Origin of the sequence: Streptomyces sp. NPDC048172 (genome assembly GCF_043202595.1) — a bacterium.
Lineage (GTDB): Bacteria > Actinomycetota > Actinomycetes > Streptomycetales > Streptomycetaceae > Streptomyces.
In genome coordinates this window covers 253,351-273,411 of sequence record NZ_JBIDAT010000005.1, presented here as the reverse complement: position 1 = coordinate 273,411, position 20,061 = coordinate 253,351, and the positions used below count along the sequence as shown (strand labels likewise).

Here is a 20,061-nt window from a genome sequence, read left to right as displayed (position 1 = left end):
ATTGTCAGAGCCGGGTGGGAGCCTGGAAACAGGCACGCCAGGGCGGCGTCGGCGGCGCCCGGCCCGCCCGCGCGGAGCCAAGGTGCCGCCGAGGAAGGGGGATTGACGGAGTGAAGGGTGACTGGGTGGAAGTGGTGATAGACGCCGGTGACTCCACGCGGACGTACGAGATGACGGCTTCCAGGGCAGGCCGCAGGGTGGAGACCCAGGTCCGCAGGGGAGTGGTCGAAGTGAGCGAAGTCACCAGGAGCGGAAGCGTGGTGCGCACCGCGCGCTTCATGGCCAACCGGGTGCTGGCGCTCGTCGAGCACCCCGTCCCGCGGCAGGACCCGACCGAGGATCCCCGCCCCGCCTGAGCCCCGGAGGCGCCCCCGCTGACCTGCGGGGAAGGCCAACCCCCGGGGTACCCCTGGGGGATTCCCCCGGGAAAGTGGACCCCGCCTCCACCCAGGGGAGTATCCGAAGGCCCGTCTCCTCATCCTGCGGGAGGCCCCGGAGTCGATACGCGCGCATGACGCCGCCGACCTCCCGCTTGCCTAATGTTGTCGTCAAGCGGCGGACGCAGCACTCGTCCCCCGAGGTCAGACGTCCGCCGCCCCAGACCACGACAGGAGTGGACCATGGCGCACACGGCAGGGCGGACCACGCCCCGAGGACAGGGAAGGCTGGCAGCGGTCGCGGCCCTAGGCACCCGTCCGGGAGGCCGTCGCCATCCGCTGGTGGCAGCAGCGATCGTGCTGCCCGCCGCGCTCCTGCTCGGACTCGTGTCCGGGTGGGTGCAGGTGGTCATGACACAGGCGTCGTCCGTGGCCGGAATGCTGGGGTCCTGAGCGACCCCGGGCCTGGTGGAGCGGACCAGGTCGGGGACTTCCGGTCTTCAGCCCCGTGGGGACGGGGGTGCGGCGGACGGCAGGAGTGCCCGGGCAGCTGGGGAGCTGCCCGGGCGCTCGCGCGTCCGGGACCGGGTGAGAACCCGGTCCCGGACACATGCGCGCCCTCTAGGATCACCCGGACCCGCCCCACCCCTCCGGAGACCCCGTGCCCACCCTCCCCGCCCCAGGGACGTACACCCGCGCCCCCGCTTCCGCCCGGCTGGCGGGCCGTAGGCCGGTCCAGGCCGTTTCCGCCCGTCTGGTGAGCCGTTCGTCGCCCCCGGCCGCTGCCGCGTGGCTGGTGGGCCGTGCGCCGGTCTCAGCCGTTTCCGCCCCACCGGCGGACCGTTCGTCGGCCTCGGTCCCGGCCCCGATTGCCCACCGGGCGTACGCCCCCGCCCGCCCGGCGGGCGGTATGTCGGCTGCGGCAGCGCCCGCCCAACCGGTGGGCCGTATATCGGCCCCATCCACCTCCGTCCGACGGACGTACGGCCCCCGGTCCACGCCCGTCCCGCTGGTGGGCGGCACACCGGCTGCGGCATTGCCCGCCCGTCCGGTGGGCCGTTCTTCGGTCCCGGCGCCCCTCGCCCCACGGGCGTACGGCCCCCGGCATGCGCCCGCCACGCCGGTGGGCGGTACGGCGGCCGTGGCAGCGCCCGCCGCGCCGGTCGGCTGTTCGGCGGCCCCGGCCGCCCTCGTACCGGCGGTGCCCACGCACCGCCGGTGCCGTGCACGGCAGTTCACCGTCGCGCGGAAGCAGGGGCGTACGCGATGACGCCCGCCCTCGTCCATGAGCTGTACGTCCTGGCGGGCGGCGACCCCGCGGGCGCGGACGGCGCCGTGCTCGCCCAGCGCCCCGACGGCGTCGTCGTCCGGCACGCGGGCACCGTCGCCAAGGCCCACGACCCCGGCGCCGACCCGGCGGCCCTCGGCGCCCGTCTCGCCTTCGCGGCCCTCCCGGAGTGTGCCGGGATCCTGCTGCCCCCGTCCCCCGGCGGGGGCCTCGTCCCGCTGGCGGGCACGGACCGTCTCGCCAGCGTCTGGCCGTACGGCACCCCCGTCGACCCCGAAGCGCCCGAGCTCGCCCCCTGGGAGGCGGCCGGTGCTCTTCTCGCCCGGCTGCACGCCGTGGACGCCACCGCCGCCGCGCACCGGCTCGGCTCGCCCCTCCCGCCGACGCGCGGTCCCGCGAAGGCGGCCCGCGCCCTGGCCCGTATGCGCGCGGCAACCCCGCCGCCCGGCGGCCCGCTGAGCCACGCCGCCGAGGCCGTCGAGCGCGCCTGGGCCACGCTCCCCGCCTGGTGCCGGGACGAGGCCCCGCCGCCCCGCGCCGACGCCGTCTGCCACGGCGACTTCCACCTCGGACAGCTCGTCAGGCACCCGGCCCCGCAAGGCTCCTGGCACCTCATCGACATCGACGACCTCGGTCTCGGCGACCGGCACTGGGATCTCGCGCGCCCCGCCGCCTGGTACGCCACCGGCCTGCTCGCCCCCGCCGACTGGCACCGTTTCCTCGGCGCGTACGGCCCCGGGCCCGATCTCTGGCCCCGTCTCGACGCTCCCGCCCGCGCCCTCACCGTCCAGACCGCGGCCCTCGCCGTGGCGAAGGCGGGCCCGGCGGACCGCCCGCTCGACGAGGCGGAGGAGGCGTGCGTGGACGCCTGCGCCCGTATCGCCGCCCTCTCCGCCGCCCCCGAACTGCCCGCTCCCCAGGAGCCGTAGGCTGACCGCGTCACGACATGAGAGGAAGCCGACGATGATGCAGTGTCCCAAGTGCGGTGCGCCGATGCAGACGTTCAACCGCAACGGCGTTCAGATAGAGCAGTGCGGAGGCTGTCGGGGGATCTTCCTCGACTACGGCGAGCTGGAGGCCCTCACCAGGATGGAGTCCCAGTGGTCGCAGCCCGCCCCGCCGCCCCCGCCCGGCGGCCCGCAGGCCTACCCGTCGGGCCCGGCCTGGGGCGCCCCGCACCAGGGCCAGCATGGTCAGCACGGGCACTACGGCCACCACGGTCATCACGGCCACAAGCGCGGCTTCGGCCACATGCTCTTCTCGTCCTGAGACCCGCGGATCCGTGCCCCCAGCCTCTCAGCCGGAGGCGGGGGGTGCGGGTGGGCGAAGCCCCCCGCCAAGCGCGGCGAAGCCGCGCAAAAACGACGAGGGCGAGACGGTCCGCGCGTTCCGCGGACACACCTCGCCCTCGCTCTCGTGGACGATACTGGGATTGAACCAGTGACCTCTTCCGTGTCAGGGAAGCGCTCTCCCGCTGAGCTAATCGTCCATGCGGTGATACTGCGTGCGCGGTACTGGGATTGAACCAGTGACCTCTTCCGTGTCAGGGAAGCGCTCTCCCGCTGAGCTAACCGCGCGGGAGGGTCCGAGTGACGGACCCGGTGGACGATACTGGGATTGAACCAGTGACCTCTTCCGTGTCAGGGAAGCGCTCTCCCGCTGAGCTAATCGTCCTTGGAGGTGGAGACGGGATTTGAACCCGTGTAGACGGCTTTGCAGGCCGTTGCCTCGCCTCTCGGCCACTCCACCAGGAGCGTAGGGGGCTCGGGAAGATCCCCCCACGATCGAGCGGACGACCAGGTTCGAACTGGCGACCTCAACCTTGGCAAGGTTGCGCTCTACCAACTGAGCTACGTCCGCGTGTCCTCCGGTCGGCTTGCGCGTCCCGGCGACGTGTTGAACTTTAGCGGATTCCTGGGCCAGCTCAAATTCCGTTTCCGCAGCGTGGCCCCGCAGCACCCCGCCATAGACTCGAAGCCGTGTCCGACCTGACCCCCCTCGCCCGCTTCGGCGGGCTCCTCGCCACCGATCTCCGCGACGTCACGAGCGACCCCGAGGCCCTGGACTCGACGGGCTGGTGGGCCGTCGTGGCGGACTTCGAGGGCGGCCTGCGCTGTGCCCGCTTCGGCGACGTGCGCCCCGCGCCCGTCCCGGCGCCCGTGCCCGGACGCTGGCGCGGGCCCGCGCCAGCAGACTGGGTCAGCTCCCTGGACCGCGCCGCCTACACGGACGGCGTCCGCCGCATCCGCGAGCGGATAGCCGCCGGGGACGTCTACCAGGCCAATCTCTGCCGCGTGCTCTCCGCGCCGCTGCCCGACCCCGGCCCGGAAGCCTCGGACGTCGACCAGCTCACCGCCCTGCTGGCCCGGGGCAACCCGGCGCCGTACGCGGGCACCGTCCGGCTCCCCGCGCACGGCGTGGAGATCGCCACGGCCTCGCCCGAGCTCTATCTGCGCCGCGTCGGCCGCACCGTCGAGTCCGGGCCGATCAAGGGCACGGGGCGTACGGCCGCCGATCTCCAGGAGAAGGACCACGCCGAGAACGTGATGATCACGGACCTGGTCCGCAACGATCTGGGCCGGGTCTGCGTCCCCGGATCCATCACCGTCCCCGCGCTCTGCGCGGTCGAGCCGCACCCGGGCCTCGTCCACCTCGTCTCCACCGTGCGCGGCACGCTCGGTGACACGCCGCTCACGGATGGCGCCACGGGGAGCTGGGCCCGGCTGCTGGACGGCACGTTCCCGCCCGGCTCGGTCACCGGGGCGCCCAAGGCGAGCGCCCTGCGGATCATCCGCGAGCTGGAGACCGCGCCGCGCGGCCCGTACTGCGGCGGCGTCGGCTGGGTCGACGCCGACCGGGGGACCGGCGAGCTGGCCGTCGGGATCCGGACGTTCTGGATCGAGCGCGGCGGCGTCGCGGCACGCCTGTGCTTCGGCGCCGGGGCCGGGATCACCTGGGGCTCCGACCCGGAGGGCGAATGGGCGGAGACCGAACTCAAGGCCGCCCGCCTCCTCGCGGTAGCGTCGGGCACGAACGACACGTACGGCACGTACGACGCGTACGAGACGAGCACCCCTGGCCGCTGCGAGCGCCGCACGGCCCTGCGAGGACGGTGAGAACGGCTTGAAGATCTGGCTCGACGGCGGTCTGCGCGACGCCCACAGCGCACATGTCTCCGTGCTCGACCACGGGCTCACGGTCGGCGACGGCGTCTTCGAGACCGTGAAGACCACCCACGGCACGCCCTTCGCGCTCACCCGCCACCTGCGCCGGCTCGGCACCTCCGCGCGCGGGCTCGGCCTGCCCGAGCCCGACCTCGACGAGGTGCGCCGCGCCTGCGCCGCGGTCACCGAGGCCAACCCCATGGAGCGCGGGCGGCTGCGCATCACCTACACCGGCGGCCTCTCGCCGCTCGGTTCCGACCGGGGCGAGGCCGTGCCCACGCTCGTCGTCGCCCTCGGCGAGGCGGCCCGCAGGCCGGACAGCACGGCCGTGGTCACCGTCCCCTGGACGCGGAACGAGCGCGGGGCGCTCACCGGCCTCAAGACGACCTCGTACGCCGAGAACGTCGTGGCCCTCGCCCGCGCCCGCCAGCAGGCCGCCACCGAGGCGCTGTTCGCCAACACCGGCGGCCTCCTCTGCGAGGGCACCGGGTCGAACGTCTTCGTCGTCCTCGACGGCGAGCTCCACACCCCGCCGCTCACCTCCGGCTGCCTCGCCGGGATCACCCGCGCCCTGGCCGTCGAGTGGACCGGCGCGCAGGAGACCGATCTGCCGCTCGACGTGCTGGACCGGGCCGACGAGGTCTTCCTGACCTCGACGCTCCGCGACATCCAGGCCGTCAGCCGCATCGACGGCCGTACGCTGCCCGGGGTCCCCGGTCCCGTCACCGCCAAGGCCATGCGCGTCTTCGAGGAGCGCTCGACGGCCGAGGTCGACCCGTGAGCCGGTCGATCCGGTCCGGAACCCGGCGGTAATCGGGTGACGCAACCGGCGCTCAGCGGGTAGAAAACGGTCGATGACCACAACGCTGCGCCCGACGGGGCCCGAGAACCGCACCGCTGACGGTGGTCGTACCCGCGCGTACGACATCTGTGTCAACTCCCGCCCCGTCGGCGCCGTCCACCTCGCCGCCGAGGACCAGGGCGGCCCCACGGTCGGGCGCATCGCCCGGCTCGTCGTCCAGGAGCGCGAGCGCCGCCGGGGGAGAGGCACCACCGCCGCGCTCGCCGCCGAGGAGGTGCTGCGCGGCTGGGGGTGCGCCCGTATCGAGATCAAGGCCCCCGTGCCCGCCGAGCCGGGGCAGCGGGCCGCCGCGCCCGCGCTGCTGGAGGCGCTCGGCTACCGGGAGCGCAACCGCTACATGCTCAAGGAGCTGGGCGCGCCGCCCGCTCTCCCCGAGGCCAGCGCCGGGCGTCCCATGACGGACGAGGAGTTCCCCGCCTGGTGGGAGAGCGGCAAGGAGGGCTATCTGACGGCCCAGACCGATGTCGGCGTCCCCCGGGAGACGGCCGAGAAGCGGCTGGAGGCCACCCGCAGCAGCCAGCTCCCCGCCGGACCCGCGAGCCCGAACACCGTGCTGCGCGTCCTCACCCACGAGGGGACGGACGTCGGCACGATCTGGATCAGCCTGGACGTGCCGTTCCACGCGGACGCCGACGCCTGGGTCTTCGACGTCGTGGTCGACGAGGGGCGCAGAGGCGAGGGCCACGGCCGCTCCCTCATGCTCCTGGCCGAACGCGAGTGCCTCACGGCCGGCGCGCCCCGCCTCGGTCTGAACGTCAACGCGGGCAACGACGCGGCGCGGCACCTCTACGAGTCGCTCGGGTACGAGGCAGTCGAGCTGCACTACGGCAAGCCGCTGCTGTAGACCGCGCGGTCAGCGCCCCAGGAGCCGGTCGGCGATCTCCTCGATCCGCTCGCGCAGCCCCTCCTGGCTCTTGCCGCCGTCCAGCCGCTGCCCGTCGATGACGTACGTCGGCGTGCCCGTCACCCCGAGCGCCTTGCCCTCGGCCTGGTCCGCGTCCACGGCCAGCAGATGACGCCCGTCGATGAGCGCGGTGCCGAACTCCTCCGCGTCCAGCCCGAGATCGCCCGCGACCTCCTCCAGCAGCTCCTCGCCGCGCGTGCCCAGCTCCTCCGTGCGCGCCAGGACCGCCGCCACGTAGGCGTCGCCGCCGCCCTGCGCGTACGCCTCCTCGGCCGCCTGCGCCGCCGCGTACGCGTGCTTGTGCTTCTCCAGCGGGAAGTGCCGCAGCCGGATCTCCAGCGCGTCGCCGTACCGCTCGCGCAGCGCGCGGACGTCGGCCTGCGCCCGGTGGCAGTCGGGGCACTGGAGCTCGCACCACAGGTCGAGCACCACGGGGGAGGAGGCAGTCTCGTTCATGAGGGCAGTCTCTCAGCCCTGGGGAGGGCTCCCGACCCCGAGATCTCCCTGAACCGTGGCTCCGGGCATGGCACGGAACGCCCCCGGCGGTGCACGATGGAGAGATGCTCACCACGACCGTCTGCGCCGCGCTCTCCGCGGCTGGCCTGGCCGTCGCGTTTCTGACGGCCTGGCGGCGCCGCTTCGTGGCGGCGACGCGCATCGCCGCCTTCTCGCTGGTCCCCGTCGGACTGGCGATGTCCGGTCTGGTCGGTCTCGGCGGCAAGATCGGCAAGGCCTTCGGCAACTGGGCCGCCGACCTGGTGATGAAGCCCAGCGTCTGGGCGGGCTTCGGCGTGCTCGCCGTCGCCGTCGTGCTCTACGTGATCGCGCGCTTCGCCGGAGGCCGCGCCTCCGCCTCGGGCGGCGGCTCCAGCCGCAAGGAACGCAAGGCCGCGCGTGCCGCCTCCCAGCCCCAGGCCACGGCACCGGGCGCGAGCGCCCCGTCGCTCGGCCAGGCCGCCCCCTCCACCGCGCCCGTACCGAAGGCCAAGTCGAAGTCCCCCGCCTCCACGGGCGGCGGCGACGGCGAGGACTTCAGCGACATCGAGGCGATCCTGAAGAAGCACGGCATCTGAGGCGTCAGCCGAGGCGTCAGCGTGGCGGGGGCCCGCCCGCGCCACGCCGTCGCTCGCGACGGAACAGGCGCCACATGGCCAGCTCCTCGTCGTGCGCGCGCAGCTTCCCGACGGCCGCCTCCAGGGAGCGCGTCTCCGTGAGCTCGTAGAAGAGCAGCAGCGGCGCGAAGACGCTCGCGTAGCCGAACGGAGCACCCTCCGGGGCGACATACGCGCTCGCGCCCGCCTCCAGGAACGCCTCGGCCAGCTCGGGCGCCCCCGTCTCGCAGCCGGTGCTGATCACCACGCTGCCGGGCAGCCGCACATGCGTGCGCACCTCCGCCGGACCCACGTGCCCCGGGAACGGCTGGAACCGGGCGATCTCCTCGGCCAGCTCCTCCAGCAGGATCCGTCCCTCGTCGCCGTGGCAGCACAGGAGCACGTACGGCGCCGGGGTCCGCCGCCCGCCGAGCGCGGCCACGAAATGGCGCGCGGAGCCGACGGGGAAGTGGTTCACATGGACGCCGAACGGCTCCAGGGCCGTGCGCAGCGCCCCCGATTCGGCGGCATCGCCGATGCCGAGCACGTCCACCTCGGTCCAGCCCAGCCGCCCCGCCTGCACCTCGCGGATCCGCGACGGCCGCAGGGAGGCCAGATAGGCGGCCTCCTCCTCCGTGGAATCATCGGTCACGCGCCCCAGCATGCCATGGGCCGCTACGTGCCGGTTTCCGCGAACTCCACGCGAAAAGACGCGTGTTACCAGGCGAAGGTGGCCTGCGCTGCGACATGATCGCGGCGAGATGGACATGACGCCGAACCCCGTGATCGAGCTCGCCGAGCCCCCCAGCTCTCCGAGCACGAGGTGCCTCCCCGCACTCCCCGCACCTCCCGCAGCAGACCCCACCCCTCCCTCGGCGCCTCCGGCGCTCACCGAGCCCAAGGGGTGTCTCTACGCACTGTCCCAACCGCCGCTGATGCTCTTCCTCGCGGTGATCGCGATCCTGCTCGCCCTCACGGGCGCGCACGACCTGCTGATGCTCTGAGCCGCCGGCGGACGGTCAGCCGCGAACCGCTTCGGCTCCGGCCTCTGCCGACTCCCGCTGCCGGGCGCGGTAGGCGGCGACGTGCAGCCGGTTCCCGCACGTACGACTGTCGCAGTAGCGCCGGGAGCGATTTCTCGACAGGTCGACAAAGGCACGTCGGCAGTCCGGGGCGCAGCAGCGCCGGAGCCGGTCGCGTTCGCCGGAGACGATGATGAAGGCGAGCGCCATCCCGCCGTCGGCCGCGAGGTGCTGGGCCACGGAGGCGCCGGGCGCGAAGTAGTGGACGTGCCAGTCGTAGCCGTCGTGGTCGGTGAGCTGGGGCGTCGTGCCCGCCTCGGCGACGAGCGCGTTCACCAGCTCCGCGGCGGCGCGGGTCTCCTCGGATGCGAACACCTGTGCGAAGCGCTCGCGCACGGCTCGTACGGCCGCGAGGTCGGCCTCGTCCAGCGAGCCGACGTCGCTCACGTCGTTGCGCTCGACGTAGGCACACAGGTCGGAGACGGAGACCAGGGAGTCGGGGGTCTCGCCGTCGGCGGCCGTGTTCAGGAGGTCGACCACGTCGTCGAGTGCGCATCGGGTGTCGTGATTGATCTGCACGGGTCGCTCCTGCCGTGTGGGGAGGATCAGCGGTCAGCGGTTCTCTCCGATGCGGAAAGAGCCTAGTCGCTCCCGTGCGCGGCGACGCCGCCGCCGCGTACGCGTGGTGCTCGTACGCGGCGGCGGCGTCGCTGTGTGCCGGTGACGTGGTGATTGCCGTGGGCACACGGCTGCCGGGCCCCACGGCCGTCGCCCCGAGTCGGACGGCCGCGGTGGCCTGGCGGTCTCAGCTCTCGGCGAGGATGTGCGAGAGCTCCGTGTCGAGGTCGAAGTGGCGGTGCTCGGTGCCCGGCGGCACGGCGGCGTCGGTCCGCTTCAGGAAGGATTCCAGCGCCCGCGCGGGGGCTTCGAGCAGTGCTTCGCCCTCTGGGGAGCTGAGGGCGATGCAGGCGACGGACTGGCCATGACTCCGGGAGGGCCACACACGGACGTCTCCGGTGCCCGTGGGCCGGTGGAGACCCTCGGCCAGGAGGTCGCGGGCGAAGACCCACTCCACGGTCTCCTCGGCTCCGGTGTGGAAGGTGGCATGCACGGCATAGGGATCCGCCGTGTCGTACCGCAGGCCCGCGGGTACAGGCAGTGAGGACTCGCTCGAAACAACGAGGCGCAGGTGCAGCTCACAGCTCACCGTTGTGTTCATAAGCGCCAGGGCCTTTCGCTCAGTGTGCGCTCGGGGATTCGCACGTCGGCGAAATCGACATGCCACCTACGGGCCGGTTGTAAACCCCTCTGCCCGATTTGTACGGAATAGGGCCCTCCGTATGGCCTAGGGGTGATTTGCTCGTTCGGCCATTACGGTGAACCGACAGGGGGTCCGGTACCTTGGGTTCATGAGTGCGGAGAGTGACGAGAAGCCACTTGGCTCGCGCGCGCCCGGCTTCGTCCAGGCGTCGCGGCCGCTGCACCTGAGCTGGCGCGCGGGGATCTTCCTCATCGGCCTCGCCATCGTCGTGGCGGGCATCATCATGCTGCCGCTGCCCGGCCCCGGGTGGCTGGTCATCTTCGGCGGCATGGCGGTCTGGGGGACCGAGTTCATCTGGGCCCAGCACGTGCTCCGCTGGACGAGGCGGAAGGTGCACGAGGGCACGGAGTGGATGAAGGAGCGCAGGCGCCTCCGCAAAGAGCGGAAGGCCGGGCGCAAGGTGGAGCAGAGCACCCTCTGACATGCGGTAACGTTGTCCCCGCCAACGGGCGATTAGCTCAGCGGGAGAGCGCTTCGTTCACACCGAAGAGGTCACTGGTTCGAACCCAGTATCGCCCACGATGGCGAGGGCGAGGTGTGTCCGCGGAACGCGCGGACCGTCTCGCCCTCGTTGTTTTTGCGCGGCTTCGCCGCGCGTTGCGGGGGGGGGCTTCGCCCACCCGCACCCCCCTCCGTGGGGGACCCTCTTTCTCAGACGGCTGGAGGGGGCCATGGACTGGAACCGGTATCGCTTCCGGAGTGTCTGGGAGCTGCCCGAGCCGCCCGCGCGGGTGTACGCGGTGCTGGAGCGGGCCGAGGAGTATCCGGAGTGGTGGCCGCAGGTGCGGGCCGTGTCCCAGGTCGACGACGTCACCGGTACCGCCCGGTTCCGTTCCTTCCTGCCGTACGAACTGGAGATCGGCGCCCGGATGACGCGCAGGGACCCCGGGGCGCGGGTGCTGGAGATCCGGATGAGCGGGGACCTGGAGGGCTTCGCGCGCTGGACCGTACGGGCCCGGGGGACCGGCACCTCCGCGCTGTACGAGCAGGAGGTCGTCGTGCGGAAACCGCTGATGAGGCTGCTCGCTCTGCCCGGGCGGCCCTTCTTCCTCGTCAACCACGCGCTGATGATGCGGGGCGGGCGGCGTGGGCTGCGCCTTCGGCTGGCAAACGGTTTGGATGAACCGTGAGCCGCACTGTATGGTTCTGCTCGTGCCAACGGGCGATTAGCTCAGTGGGAGAGCGCTTCGTTCACACCGAAGAGGTCACTGGTTCGAACCCAGTATCGCCCACCCGTAGGCCGAGGGCCGCTCCGTCAACCGACGGGGCGGCCCTTCGCGTTGGGCCGGTGTCTACGCGACCGCGGGCGGGGTCTCCGGGCGCAGTGGCCATGCCGGGTCCACCTGCCGTTCCGTACGGCCGGAGGCGAACCACGGGGCCGTGCCGCGTGCTTGGGCGCCGTACCAGACAGCCTGGAGCGTGTGCAGCTCGGCGGGGGAGTGGCACGAGAGGCGCGGCGCGTGGTGCCGGCCCAGCGCCCGTACGACCTCCAGACCGGCCCGCGCGGCGGACTCCGCGTCCCCGTCGGGCGGCGGGAGCGGCACCCCGTAGTACGCGCACAGGTCGGGCAGTGCGCGGCGGCCCCCGCGCGTACGGTCCAGGTGCTTGTCGAGGACGAGCGGGTCGAGGACGCAGAGCGAGGCGCGGCCGAGATGGTCGGCGAGACGGGTGCCGCGCAGGCGCCGTAACTCCCGGTCCAGGAGCGTCAGGTCGTACGGCGCGTTCATGACCACCAGCGGGGTCCCCGACGACTCCTGGGCCGCCAGTGCGCGGGCCTGCTCCTCCACCGACCACGCCGGAACGGGCGCGGACTCCACCTGCCAGCCGCGCGACGCCGTGGGGGCGCCCGGGGCGAGCTGGGTGACCAGCGCGGCGGCGGTCATCCGGTCGTTCTCCGCGTCGAAGGGGAGGCGGGAGAGGGGGGTGCGCGTCGAGCGCAGGGCGAACGCCGCGAGCGGCGCCTCGTACCAGAACATCATGGGCATGGATCCCGCTCCCGTGGCAACGGCCGCTCTCCCCCGCGAGCAGGTGATACCGCAGCCTGTGCCCGGTCAACCACGGCAGTTTGCCGTGCTCTTCACGCGGTGAGGAGAGCGGGAAGGGGGACGGCGCGGAGACGGAGTCCTGATGCGAGGCGGCGCCGCAGACGGCGATGAGATCCACTGGCGGCGCGAACTGCCGCAGAGCAACCGGGCCGCGGCCTGGCGCGCCCGGCAGAAGCTGGGCGGCGCCGCGCGGGCCATGCTGCGCGCGGGCGCGCTGGCCGCCCGCGACCGCGCGGGCTACTACGGCCTGCGCTTCGAGCGGCACGCGGACGCCTACGCCGAGCGCGCCGCCTGGGACGAGGGCACCGCGGACGAGGAGGGCGGACGGCGGCTGACCGCGCGCCTTCCCGCCGGGGACGAGGCCGCGCGGCGGCCCGTCGTCACCCTCGCCCGCGCCCTGCGCGCGACCGCCGACGCCGTACGGCACCACCGCGCGACCGGCGGCATGGAGGCGTTCGACGCCGCCGTCCGGCGCGGTGTGTGCCAGGAACTCACGGACGCCGTCCACCAGATGGTGCGCGGCACCGAGGGCGTACGGATCTGGGTGGCCTGGTCGTGCGCGGCGGGTACGCCCGAGGGCTGCCCCGAGCGGCCCGTGGTCTTCACCCCGGGCGACCTCGCGGCGCTGGAGCAGGCCGGGCGGTGGTACGTACGGGAGGAGCCCTCCGTCCCCGTACGGGTGACGGGCACCGTGGTGCGGCTGCGCCGCCCCGGGCCCGGCGGCCCCGGCTCCGTACGGCTGCGGGTGCTCGCCGGGTGCGAGGTCGCCCAGATACGGGCCCGGCTCGACGAGGAGGCGTACCGCACCGCCGTCCACGCCCACCTCGCCGGGCTGCCGCTGCGGCTCTCGGGCGTGCTGGAGAGCAGGGGCGGCTTCCGGCGCGTCTCCGGGACGCACAGCGTCGCGCCCGTCCCCGTGCCCGCGACGGAGCGTGAGCGGCTGCTGAAGGGCCTGCGCGACGGGCTGGACGGGTTCGGGCGGGGGATGGGCGGCTAGGGCAGGGCACCCCCCTGCCATCCCCCCTGCCGTCCCCCTGCCGTTTCGCGGTCGGGGGGACCGGCTCGGTACGATTCGACGCGCGTGGCAATCGTCCGCGCGACCCAGACAAGAGTCAGGAGAGACCGGTGGCAGATGTCCGTGTGGCCATTCAACGCGATTCCGAGCGGGAAGAGCGCGTGGTGACGACGGGCACGACGGCCGCCGCTCTCTTCGAGGGCGACCGCACCGTCGTCGCGGCCCGCGTCGGCGGCGAGCTGAAGGACCTCGCGTACGAGCTGGCCGAGGGCGACGAGGTCGAGCCCGTCGGGATCACCAGCGACGACGGCCTCGCGATCCTCCGCCACTCCACGGCGCACGTGATGGCCCAGGCCGTGCAGGAGCTCTTCCCGGACGCCAAGCTCGGCATCGGCCCGCCGGTCAAGGACGGGTTCTACTACGACTTCGACGTCGCCGAGCCCTTCACGCCCGAGGACCTGAAGCGCATCGAGAAGAAGATGCAGCAGATCCAGAAGCAGGGCCAGCGCTTCTCCCGCCGCGTCACCACCGACGAGGACGCCCGCGAGGAGCTGGCGGCTGAGCCGTACAAGCTGGAGCTGATCGGCCTCAAGGGCAACGCCGCCGAGGCGGCCGAGGGCGCCTCCGCCGAGGTCGGCTCCGGCGAGCTGACCATCTACGACAACCTCGACCCCAAGAGCGGCGACCTGTGCTGGAAGGACCTCTGCCGGGGTCCGCACCTGCCCACGACCCGTAACATCCCGGCCTTCAAGCTGATGCGCTCCGCCGCCGCGTACTGGCGGGGCAGCGAGAAGAACAAGCAGCTCCAGCGGATCTACGGCACCGCCTGGCCGACCAAGGACGAGCTGAAGGCGTACCTGGAGTTCCTCGCCGAGGCCGAGAAGCGCGACCACCGCAAGCTCGGCTCCGAGCTGGACCTCTTCTCGATCCCCGAGGACATCGGCTCCGGGCTCGCCGTCTTCCACCCCCGCGGCGGCATCATCCGCCGCACCATGGAGGACTACTCGCGCCGTCGGCACGAGGAGGCGGGGTACGAGTTCGTCTACACCCCGCACGCCACCAAGGGGAAGCTGTTCGAGAAGTCGGGCCACCTGGACTGGTACGCCGACGGCATGTACCCGCCCATGCAGCTCGACGAGGGCACGGACTACTACCTCAAGCCCATGAACTGCCCGATGCACAACCTGATCTTCGACGCGCGCGGCCGCTCGTACCGCGAACTGCCGCTGCGGCTGTTCGAGTTCGGCACCGTGTACCGCTACGAGAAGTCCGGTGTCGTGCACGGCCTGACCCGCGCCCGGGGCTTCACCCAGGACGACGCGCACATCTACTGCACCAAGGAGCAGATGGCGGACGAGCTGGACAGCCTGCTCACCTTCGTCCTCAACCTCCTGCGCGACTACGGCCTGGAGGACTTCTACCTGGAGCTGTCCACCAAGGACCCGGAGAAGTTCATCGGCACGGACGAGAACTGGGAGGAGGCCACCGAGACCCTGCGCATGGCCGCGGGCAAGCAGGGCCTCGAACTGGTCATGGACCCCGGCGGCGCCGCCTTCTACGGGCCGAAGATCTCCGTCCAGGCGCGCGACGCGATCGGCCGTACCTGGCAGATGTCGACGATCCAGGTGGACTTCAACCTGCCGGAGCGCTTCGACCTCGAATACACCGCGGCCGACGGCTCGCGCCAGCGCCCCGTGATGATCCACCGGGCCCTCTTCGGCTCGATCGAGCGCTTCTTCGCGGTGCTGCTGGAGCACTACGCGGGCGCGTTCCCGGCGTGGCTCGCCCCGGTCCAGGCGGTCGGCATCCCGATCGGCGACGACCACGTGCCGTACCTGGAGGAGTTCGCGGGCGCGGCGAAGGCGGCCGGGCTGCGGGTGGACGTCGACTCGTCCTCGGACCGGATGCAGAAGAAGATCAGGAACGCGCAGCGCAGCAAGGTGCCGTTCATGGTCATCGCCGGTGACGAGGACGTCGCCGCCGGGGCGGTCTCCTTCCGCTACCGGGACGGGACGCAGAAGAACGGGATCCCGAAGGACGACGCCCTCGCCGAGATCCGGGACGCCGTGGAGCGCCGTATCCAGGTGTGAGTGGGACGCTTACGGCAGAGGGGCGGTCCGGTGGTGCCGGGCCGCCCCTCGTCGTGTCCCCCGCCTCCCGGTGCATAAGCTGGGCCGCATGACGAGTGAGCCGGAGCAGCAGATCGGAGTGGGGACGCCCGACGCGTTCCAGCGCCTGTGGACCCCGCACCGCATGGCGTACATCCAGGGCGAGAACAAGCCGAGCGGTCCCGGCTCCGATGAGGGGTGCCCGTTCTGCGCGATCCCGGCGAAATCCGACGAGGACGGACTGATCATCGCGCGGGGCGAGCAGGTCTACGCGGTGCTCAATCTGTACCCCTACAACGGCGGCCACCTCATGTCCGTGCCCTTCCGGCACGTCGCGGACTACACCGAGCTGACCGAGGTGGAGACGGCCGAGCTGGCGGAGTTCACCAAGCGGGCGATGACCGTGCTGCGCAAGGTGTCCGGCGCCCACGGGTTCAACCTGGGCATGAACCAGGGCACCGTCGCGGGTGCCGGTATCGCCGCCCATCTGCATCAGCACGTCGTGCCGCGCTGGGGCGGCGACACCAACTTCATGCCCGTCGTCGGCCACACCAAGGTGCTGCCGCAGCTGCTGGCCGACACCCGGACGATGCTGGCCGAAGCCTGGTAGGCGGGCGGCGCGGGGCCTACGCGTCGTAGAGGTCGGCCTTCGCGGGGGTGGCGCCCTGGACCTGGCCGCTGAGGGCGAGGGAGCGGTTGCCGAACTGGTCGACGTCGCAGCCGTTCTCCTTCAGCACCCGGATCGCCGCCTGGTGGACCACGCGCAGCACCGGCGTCGCGGCGCGCAGCGCGTCGTCCGCCATGAACCGGTGCCGCCAGGGCTTGTCCGCCCACGCGTGGCGCAGCCCGAAGGGCTCGGGGAGGGTGAGCTTGCCGCCCAGGAAGTCCAGCACCGGCGGGAACCAGGTGAAGGGGGCGCGTGCCGTGAGCCGCACGACCTCCTTGGCCTCGACGAGGGGGAGGCTGATGGACTTGGTCTCCCAGAACTTCACGCTCTTGGACACCGTCTTGGTCTTGGCCTTGGGGCCGCTGGTGAAGAGCGGGTGGACGGGGCCGAGCGCGTGCCCGGTGACCTCGATGCGCAGGGTGTGGTGCAGGACGGTCACGGTGATGAGCAGGGTGATGACCAGCTGGCCGTCCCAGAGGACGAACTGCACGCCCAGGTAGTGCCGGTTGCCCGCGCCGAACTGCTGCTCGTTGCAGATGCGCTCTATCTCGAACTGCTTGATGCGGTACCCCTCGACCTCCTGGCCGTCGGGGCGCTTGACCTCCTTGGCGCCCTCGCCGACAGGAGAAACGATCCAGTGCCTTATCGACATGGAGTGCGCGGGGAAGCCGCCGGTGTGCAGGGGGCCACGCTCCAGCAGGCGGAGCTGGTCGTGGATGGCGCGGACGACGTCCCAGCTGCGGAACGGATAGATCTCCTCCTCCGACTTGGCGGGGACGAGCTCCTCGGCGAGCTGCCAGCTGCCCCAGCGGGTGCCCATGCCCAGTATCCCCTTGGGGCCCGCGTAGTAGACGAGGTTGCTGGCCTGCTCGGCGGCGACCTTGGCCAGGCCGAGTCGGATGCGCTCGGCGCCCGCGTCGCCCGGGTCCTGCGGCACGGCCTCCGGGATCTTGGCGCCGACCCCGGCGCCGCCCAGCATGCCGGACCAGCGGCCGCGCAGGTCCTTCGCGTACTTCTCGCAGATCTGCTTGGCCCACAGCCAGCCGATGACGGGCGCCACGAGCATGGCCCGGAGATAGATCGCCCAGAAGCCGGTGAAGGGCAGCTTGACGGCGAAGAGCACGACCAGGCCCGCGAACGCGACCAGGGCGACCGTGCCGAAGGCCCCGGCGCGCTTGTCCTTGGCGCCCGCGAGCGTACGGCGGAGCTGGAAGGCGCCGAGCCACAGCAGCACGCCGGGCAGGAAGAGCAGCCCGAAGACCACCATGACGACGGTCAGCCGTGAGTCCCGCTGCTTGCGCACGCGGGTGGCGGCGAGGCAGTGCTCGACCACGGCCTGCGGCTCGATGCCGAACGACTGGATGAGCGGCTTACGGGCGCCGCCCAGCAGCCGGACCTGGATGGCGCGGGAGAAGGCCTCGCCGAGGTTCGGTTCGAAGAGGGAGAGTCTGGGTTTCTTGACGCTCGCGTCCGGGTTGGCCTCCAGGAGCTTGGTCACCTCGTCGTCGCGGTACGCGGCGGAGGCCAGGGCCTGGCTGGCCGCCGTCTGGCCTCCCGCGCCGGAGAGCGGGATCTGCGCGCCGGGGGTGAAATCGGATGCCGCGTCGGTACTGCTGCTGAGATCGTCGAATCCGGCCACTGGGCCCCCACTTCAGGCTGTGCTCACGCGTGCACGTGTGTGCTGCCGACCACGGACCGCTTCCCAACTGCCGTGGTCGGCACACATCTTGCCCCAGCGTACGCGCGCCCGAACGGCCCGTCTTCAGGGCCTCGGCGTCTTCAGCGGTCTCCGTTCCTCTCCTCTTCCAGGATCCTGGTCGCGTGCTGCTGCGGCATCGGCTCGTGCCGGGCGTAGGCGCGGGAGAACCGGCCGGTGCCGTGGGACATCGAGCGGAGGTCCACCGCGTACCGGCTGATCTCGATCTCGGGGATCTGGGCCCGCACGAGCGTACTGCCGCCGGACACCTGCTCCGTGCCGAGCACCCGGCCGCGGCGTCCGGAGAGGTCGCTCATCACGGCTCCGACGTACTCGTCGGCGACCATGACCTCCAGTTCGGCGACCGGTTCCAGCAGGTGGATCTTCGCCTGGGACGCGCACTCGCGCAGGGCCAGGGCGCCCGCCGTCTGGAACGCGGCGTCGGACGAGTCGACCGAGTGCGCCTTGCCGTCGTGCAGCGTCACCCGTACGTCCACGAGCGGGTACCCGGCGGCGACGCCCTTGACCGCCTGGGAGCGGACGCCCTTCTCGACGGACGGGATGAACTGGCGGGGCACGGCGCCGCCCACGACCTTGTCGACGAACTCGATGCCGGAGCCGCCGGGGAGCGGCTCGACCGTGATCTCGCAGATCGCGAACTGCCCGTGGCCGCCGGACTGCTTGACGTGCCGTCCGCGTCCGGAGGCCGGGGAGGCGAAGGTCTCGCGGAGCGAGACCTTGTGCGGCACCGCGTCGACCTGGACGCCGTAGCGGGTGCGCAGCCGTTCGAGGGCCACGTCCATGTGGGCCTCGCCCAGGCACCAGAGCACGAGCTGATGGGTGTCCTGGTTCTGTTCGAGGCGCATGGTCGGGTCCTCGGCGACCAGCCGGGAGAGGCCCTGGGAGAGCTTGTCCTCGTCCGCCTTGCTGTGCGCCTGGATGGCGACGGGCAGGAGCGGGTCGGGCATCACCCACGGCTCCATGAGCAGCGGGTCGTCCTTGGCGGAGAGGGTGTCGCCGGTCTCGGCGCGGCTGAGCTTGGCCACGCAGGCCAGGTCGCCCGCGATGGCGAGGTCGAGGGCGCGCTGCTGCTTGCCGAACGGCGCGGACAGGGCGCCCACGCGCTCGTCCACGTCGTGGTCCTCGTGGCCCCTGCTCTCCAGCCCGTGCCCGGAGACGTGCACCGTGTCGTCGGGACGGAGGGTGCCGGAGAAGACCCGTACGAGCGAGATCCGGCCGACGTACGGGTCGGAGGAGGTCTTGACCACCTCGGCGGCGAGCGGGCCCGCCGGGTCGCAGGTGAGCTGGGGGCGCGGCTTGCCCTGGGGGGTGGTGACCGGCGGGACGTCGCGCTCCTCGGGGGTCGGGAAGCCGCCGGTGATCAGCTCCAGCAGCTCGACCGTGCCGAGCCCCTGCTTGCCGCCCTCGGGGGCGGGGGCCGCGGCCAGCACCGGGTGGAAGACGCCGCGTGCGACGGCCTTCTCCAGGTCCTGGATGAGCGTCTTGACGTCGCACTCCTCGCCGCCGAGGTAGCGCTCCATCAGGGTCTCGTCCTCGCTCTCCGCGATGATGCCCTCGATCAGCCGGTTCCTGGCCTCCTCGATGAGCGGCAGATGCTCGGGTCCCGGGTCGCGCTCGGTGCGCTGGCCGGGGGAGTAGTCGAAGAGACGCTGGGAGAGGAGTCCGATGAGGCCCGCGACCGGGGCGTTCCCGTCGGCGGCGGGTGCGCCGTGGAGGGGGAGGTAGAGCGGGATCACCGCGTCCTGGTCGTCGCCGCCGAAGACGCGCTGGCAGGTGGCGACCATCTCGCCGAAGTCCGCGCGGGCCGCGTCGAGATGGGTGACGACGATGGCCCGGGGCATGCCGACGGCGGCGCACTCCTGCCAGACGAGGCGGGTCGCGCCGTCCACGCCGTCGGCGGCCGAGACGATGAAGAGGGCGGCGTCCGCCGCCCGCAGCCCGGCGCGCAACTCTCCGACGAAGTCGGCGTATCCGGGGGTGTCCAGGATGTTGATCTTGATGTCGTTCCATTCGAGGGGCACGAGGGAGAGCTGTACGGAGCGCTGCTGCCTGTGCTCGATCTCGTCGTAGTCCGACAGGGAGCCGCCGTCCTCGACCCTGCCCGCACGGTTCACCGCGCCGGAGGTGAGGGCGAGCGATTCGACCAGGGTCGTCTTTCCCGCTCCGCTGTGGCCGACCAGCACCACGTTCCGTATCGATGCGGGGTGGTCGGCCGCCGCTGCCCTGCCGGCGGCTCCGGGGTGTGCGTTCGCTTTGTCGCCCATGGGTCCCGCCTTCCGGTTGACACCTGGTGGACCGCGCTGCGTGGCGCGCTGTTGGGACGAGGGTCGCGAAGACCGCGGTTCATTCGAGCTTTCCACCGCCGTCCGGAGCCGTCCATACATCACACAGCGCGACAGCGATCCGTTCGCGGCGGGGCGGGAGGGCGTGGCTACGATGGGCCAGCCGGTGGCCGCATCGCCACCCGGCTCGCTCACGAC

Annotated in this window: 19 protein-coding genes, 7 tRNA genes and 1 pseudogene; 15 read left to right on the top strand and 12 right to left on the bottom strand. The window is 72.4% G+C overall.

From position 1 onward, the window contains the following. The first annotated feature begins 110 nt into the window (after window positions 1-110). The 3 genes from ACGF3A_RS23025 to ACGF3A_RS23015 all read left to right on the top strand — a co-directional run bounded on the left by ACGF3A_RS23025 (window position 111) and on the right by ACGF3A_RS23015 (window position 2,934). The gene (locus ACGF3A_RS23025; protein WP_393732133.1) at window positions 111-356 is read left to right on the top strand and encodes a hypothetical protein; all 246 of its coding nucleotides are present in this window, start codon (window positions 111-113) and stop codon (window positions 354-356) included. Between the two features lie 1,287 nt (window positions 357-1,643). Continuing rightward, on the top strand, window positions 1,644-2,594 hold the full coding sequence (locus ACGF3A_RS23020) for a phosphotransferase family protein (protein WP_393732132.1): 951 nt from the start codon (window positions 1,644-1,646) through the stop codon (window positions 2,592-2,594). Window positions 2,595-2,631: 37 nt separating this feature from the next. After that, the gene (locus ACGF3A_RS23015) at window positions 2,632-2,934 is read left to right on the top strand and encodes a zf-TFIIB domain-containing protein (RefSeq protein ID WP_393732640.1); all 303 of its coding nucleotides are present in this window, start codon (window positions 2,632-2,634) and stop codon (window positions 2,932-2,934) included. Between the two features lie 148 nt (window positions 2,935-3,082). Here ACGF3A_RS23015 and ACGF3A_RS23010 read toward each other — a convergent pair. The 5 genes from ACGF3A_RS23010 to ACGF3A_RS22990 all read right to left on the bottom strand — a co-directional run bounded on the left by ACGF3A_RS23010 (window position 3,083) and on the right by ACGF3A_RS22990 (window position 3,525). Continuing rightward, a tRNA-Val gene (locus ACGF3A_RS23010) sits at window positions 3,083-3,154 on the bottom strand. Window positions 3,155-3,170: 16 nt separating this feature from the next. Then, window positions 3,171-3,242 (bottom strand) — tRNA-Val (locus tag ACGF3A_RS23005). A 25-nt stretch (window positions 3,243-3,267) separates the two neighbouring features. Further along, window positions 3,268-3,339, bottom strand: a tRNA-Val gene (locus ACGF3A_RS23000). 1 nt (window position 3,340) lies between these two features. Next, a tRNA-Cys gene (locus tag ACGF3A_RS22995) sits at window positions 3,341-3,414 on the bottom strand. A 38-nt stretch (window positions 3,415-3,452) separates the two neighbouring features. Continuing rightward, window positions 3,453-3,525, bottom strand: a tRNA-Gly gene (locus ACGF3A_RS22990). 119 nt (window positions 3,526-3,644) lie between these two features. On the opposite strand from ACGF3A_RS22990, the gene ACGF3A_RS22985 reads away from it, so the two are divergent. The 3 genes from ACGF3A_RS22985 (at window position 3,645) to ACGF3A_RS22975 (ending at window position 6,535) form a co-directional block, all read left to right on the top strand. Further along, a complete protein-coding gene (locus ACGF3A_RS22985) occupies window positions 3,645-4,781 on the top strand; it encodes a chorismate-binding protein (protein WP_393732131.1) in 1,137 nt (378 codons plus the stop codon). A gap of 7 nt (window positions 4,782-4,788) precedes the next feature. After that, a complete protein-coding gene (locus tag ACGF3A_RS22980; RefSeq protein ID WP_393732130.1) occupies window positions 4,789-5,610 on the top strand; it encodes an aminotransferase class IV in 822 nt (273 codons plus the stop codon). 73 nt (window positions 5,611-5,683) lie between these two features. After that, window positions 5,684-6,535 carry a GNAT family N-acetyltransferase gene (locus tag ACGF3A_RS22975; RefSeq protein WP_393732129.1) on the top strand — a complete coding sequence of 284 codons (852 nt, stop codon included), beginning with the start codon at window positions 5,684-5,686 and terminating at the stop codon, window positions 6,533-6,535. Between the two features lie 9 nt (window positions 6,536-6,544). On the opposite strand, the gene ACGF3A_RS22970 is transcribed toward ACGF3A_RS22975, so the two are convergent. Then, window positions 6,545-7,051, bottom strand: a complete 507-nt coding sequence (locus tag ACGF3A_RS22970; protein WP_393732128.1) for a DsbA family protein — start codon at window positions 7,049-7,051, stop codon at window positions 6,545-6,547. A gap of 104 nt (window positions 7,052-7,155) precedes the next feature. Here ACGF3A_RS22970 and ACGF3A_RS22965 point away from each other — a divergent pair, with 104 nt between their 5' ends. Beyond that, on the top strand, window positions 7,156-7,668 hold the full coding sequence (locus ACGF3A_RS22965; protein ID WP_393732127.1) for a hypothetical protein: 513 nt from the start codon (window positions 7,156-7,158) through the stop codon (window positions 7,666-7,668). A 16-nt stretch (window positions 7,669-7,684) separates the two neighbouring features. Here ACGF3A_RS22965 and ACGF3A_RS22960 read toward each other — a convergent pair whose 3' ends face one another. Continuing rightward, window positions 7,685-8,338, bottom strand: coding sequence for a hypothetical protein (locus ACGF3A_RS22960; protein WP_393732126.1), 654 nt, complete (start codon window positions 8,336-8,338; stop codon window positions 7,685-7,687). Between the two features lie 115 nt (window positions 8,339-8,453). On the opposite strand from ACGF3A_RS22960, the gene ACGF3A_RS22955 reads away from it, so the two are divergent. Further along, the gene (locus tag ACGF3A_RS22955; RefSeq protein WP_393732663.1) at window positions 8,454-8,690 is read left to right on the top strand and encodes a hypothetical protein; all 237 of its coding nucleotides are present in this window, start codon (window positions 8,454-8,456) and stop codon (window positions 8,688-8,690) included. Between the two features lie 15 nt (window positions 8,691-8,705). Here the strand turns inward: ACGF3A_RS22955 and ACGF3A_RS22950 are convergent, their stop codons facing one another. Together ACGF3A_RS22950 and ACGF3A_RS22945 are read right to left on the bottom strand one after the other, a co-directional pair. Then, window positions 8,706-9,287, bottom strand: coding sequence for a CGNR zinc finger domain-containing protein (locus ACGF3A_RS22950; RefSeq protein ID WP_393732125.1), 582 nt, complete (start codon window positions 9,285-9,287; stop codon window positions 8,706-8,708). Window positions 9,288-9,513: 226 nt separating this feature from the next. Beyond that, window positions 9,514-9,927, bottom strand: a complete 414-nt coding sequence (locus ACGF3A_RS22945) for an SsgA family sporulation/cell division regulator (protein WP_026005227.1) — start codon at window positions 9,925-9,927, stop codon at window positions 9,514-9,516. Window positions 9,928-10,117: 190 nt separating this feature from the next. Between ACGF3A_RS22945 and ACGF3A_RS22940 the strand changes: the two are divergent. The 4 genes and pseudogenes from ACGF3A_RS22940 to ACGF3A_RS22925 form a co-directional block, all read left to right on the top strand. Next, window positions 10,118-10,408 (top strand): annotated as a pseudogene (locus ACGF3A_RS22940) (TIGR02611 family protein); the annotation flags it as partial. 68 nt (window positions 10,409-10,476) lie between these two features. Continuing rightward, window positions 10,477-10,548: transfer RNA gene (locus ACGF3A_RS22935), tRNA-Val, on the top strand. Between the two features lie 152 nt (window positions 10,549-10,700). Further along, window positions 10,701-11,159 (top strand): SRPBCC family protein, encoded by a 459-nt coding sequence (locus tag ACGF3A_RS22930; RefSeq protein ID WP_393732124.1) that lies wholly within the window; start codon window positions 10,701-10,703, stop codon window positions 11,157-11,159. 30 nt (window positions 11,160-11,189) lie between these two features. Further along, a tRNA-Val gene (locus tag ACGF3A_RS22925) sits at window positions 11,190-11,261 on the top strand. Window positions 11,262-11,321: 60 nt separating this feature from the next. Here ACGF3A_RS22925 and ACGF3A_RS22920 read toward each other — a convergent pair. After that, window positions 11,322-12,008: a 3'-5' exonuclease gene (locus tag ACGF3A_RS22920; protein ID WP_393732639.1), complete on the bottom strand. Its 687-nt coding sequence runs from the start codon at window positions 12,006-12,008 to the stop codon at window positions 11,322-11,324. Window positions 12,009-12,156: 148 nt separating this feature from the next. Here ACGF3A_RS22920 and ACGF3A_RS22915 point away from each other — a divergent pair, with 148 nt between their 5' ends. The 3 genes from ACGF3A_RS22915 to ACGF3A_RS22905 all read left to right on the top strand — a co-directional run bounded on the left by ACGF3A_RS22915 (window position 12,157) and on the right by ACGF3A_RS22905 (window position 15,807). After that, on the top strand, window positions 12,157-13,071 hold the full coding sequence (locus ACGF3A_RS22915) for a hypothetical protein (RefSeq protein ID WP_393732123.1): 915 nt from the start codon (window positions 12,157-12,159) through the stop codon (window positions 13,069-13,071). A gap of 128 nt (window positions 13,072-13,199) precedes the next feature. Next, entirely contained in the window at window positions 13,200-15,179 is a 1,980-nt protein-coding gene (gene thrS / locus ACGF3A_RS22910) for a threonine--tRNA ligase (protein WP_393732122.1), read from the top strand. Between the two features lie 88 nt (window positions 15,180-15,267). Further along, entirely contained in the window at window positions 15,268-15,807 is a 540-nt protein-coding gene (locus ACGF3A_RS22905) for an HIT family protein (protein WP_393732121.1), read from the top strand. Between the two features lie 16 nt (window positions 15,808-15,823). Here the strand turns inward: ACGF3A_RS22905 and ACGF3A_RS22900 are convergent, their stop codons facing one another. Both ACGF3A_RS22900 and ACGF3A_RS22895 read right to left on the bottom strand, forming a co-directional pair. Further along, entirely contained in the window at window positions 15,824-17,503 is a 1,680-nt protein-coding gene (locus ACGF3A_RS22900) for a hypothetical protein (protein WP_393732120.1), read from the bottom strand. 140 nt (window positions 17,504-17,643) lie between these two features. Next, the gene (locus tag ACGF3A_RS22895) at window positions 17,644-19,845 is read right to left on the bottom strand and encodes an elongation factor G-like protein EF-G2 (protein ID WP_393732119.1); all 2,202 of its coding nucleotides are present in this window, start codon (window positions 19,843-19,845) and stop codon (window positions 17,644-17,646) included. Between the last annotated feature and the right edge of the window lie 216 nt (window positions 19,846-20,061).

Bases quoted from the DNA above. Each gene is read 5' to 3' on its own strand.
- ACGF3A_RS23020 (WP_393732132.1), top strand. From the start codon at position 1,644: ATGACGCCCGCCCTCGTCCATGAGCTGTACGTCCTGGCGGGCGGCGAC.
- ACGF3A_RS23015 (WP_393732640.1), top strand. From the start codon at position 2,632: ATGCAGTGTCCCAAGTGCGGTGCGCCGATGCAGACGTTCAACCGCAAC.
- ACGF3A_RS22975 (WP_393732129.1), top strand. From the start codon at position 5,684: ATGACCACAACGCTGCGCCCGACGGGGCCCGAGAACCGCACCGCTGAC.
- ACGF3A_RS22970 (WP_393732128.1), bottom strand. From the start codon at position 7,051: ATGAACGAGACTGCCTCCTCCCCCGTGGTGCTCGACCTGTGGTGCGAG.
- ACGF3A_RS22965 (WP_393732127.1), top strand. From the start codon at position 7,156: ATGCTCACCACGACCGTCTGCGCCGCGCTCTCCGCGGCTGGCCTGGCC.
- ACGF3A_RS22955 (WP_393732663.1), top strand. From the start codon at position 8,454: ATGACGCCGAACCCCGTGATCGAGCTCGCCGAGCCCCCCAGCTCTCCG.
- ACGF3A_RS22945 (WP_026005227.1), bottom strand. From the start codon at position 9,927: ATGAACACAACGGTGAGCTGTGAGCTGCACCTGCGCCTCGTTGTTTCG.
- ACGF3A_RS22930 (WP_393732124.1), top strand. From the start codon at position 10,701: ATGGACTGGAACCGGTATCGCTTCCGGAGTGTCTGGGAGCTGCCCGAG.
- ACGF3A_RS22920 (WP_393732639.1), bottom strand. From the start codon at position 12,008: ATGATGTTCTGGTACGAGGCGCCGCTCGCGGCGTTCGCCCTGCGCTCG.
- ACGF3A_RS22915 (WP_393732123.1), top strand. From the start codon at position 12,157: ATGCGAGGCGGCGCCGCAGACGGCGATGAGATCCACTGGCGGCGCGAA.
- ACGF3A_RS22905 (WP_393732121.1), top strand. From the start codon at position 15,268: ATGACGAGTGAGCCGGAGCAGCAGATCGGAGTGGGGACGCCCGACGCG.
- ACGF3A_RS22895 (WP_393732119.1), bottom strand. From the start codon at position 19,845: ATGGGCGACAAAGCGAACGCACACCCCGGAGCCGCCGGCAGGGCAGCG.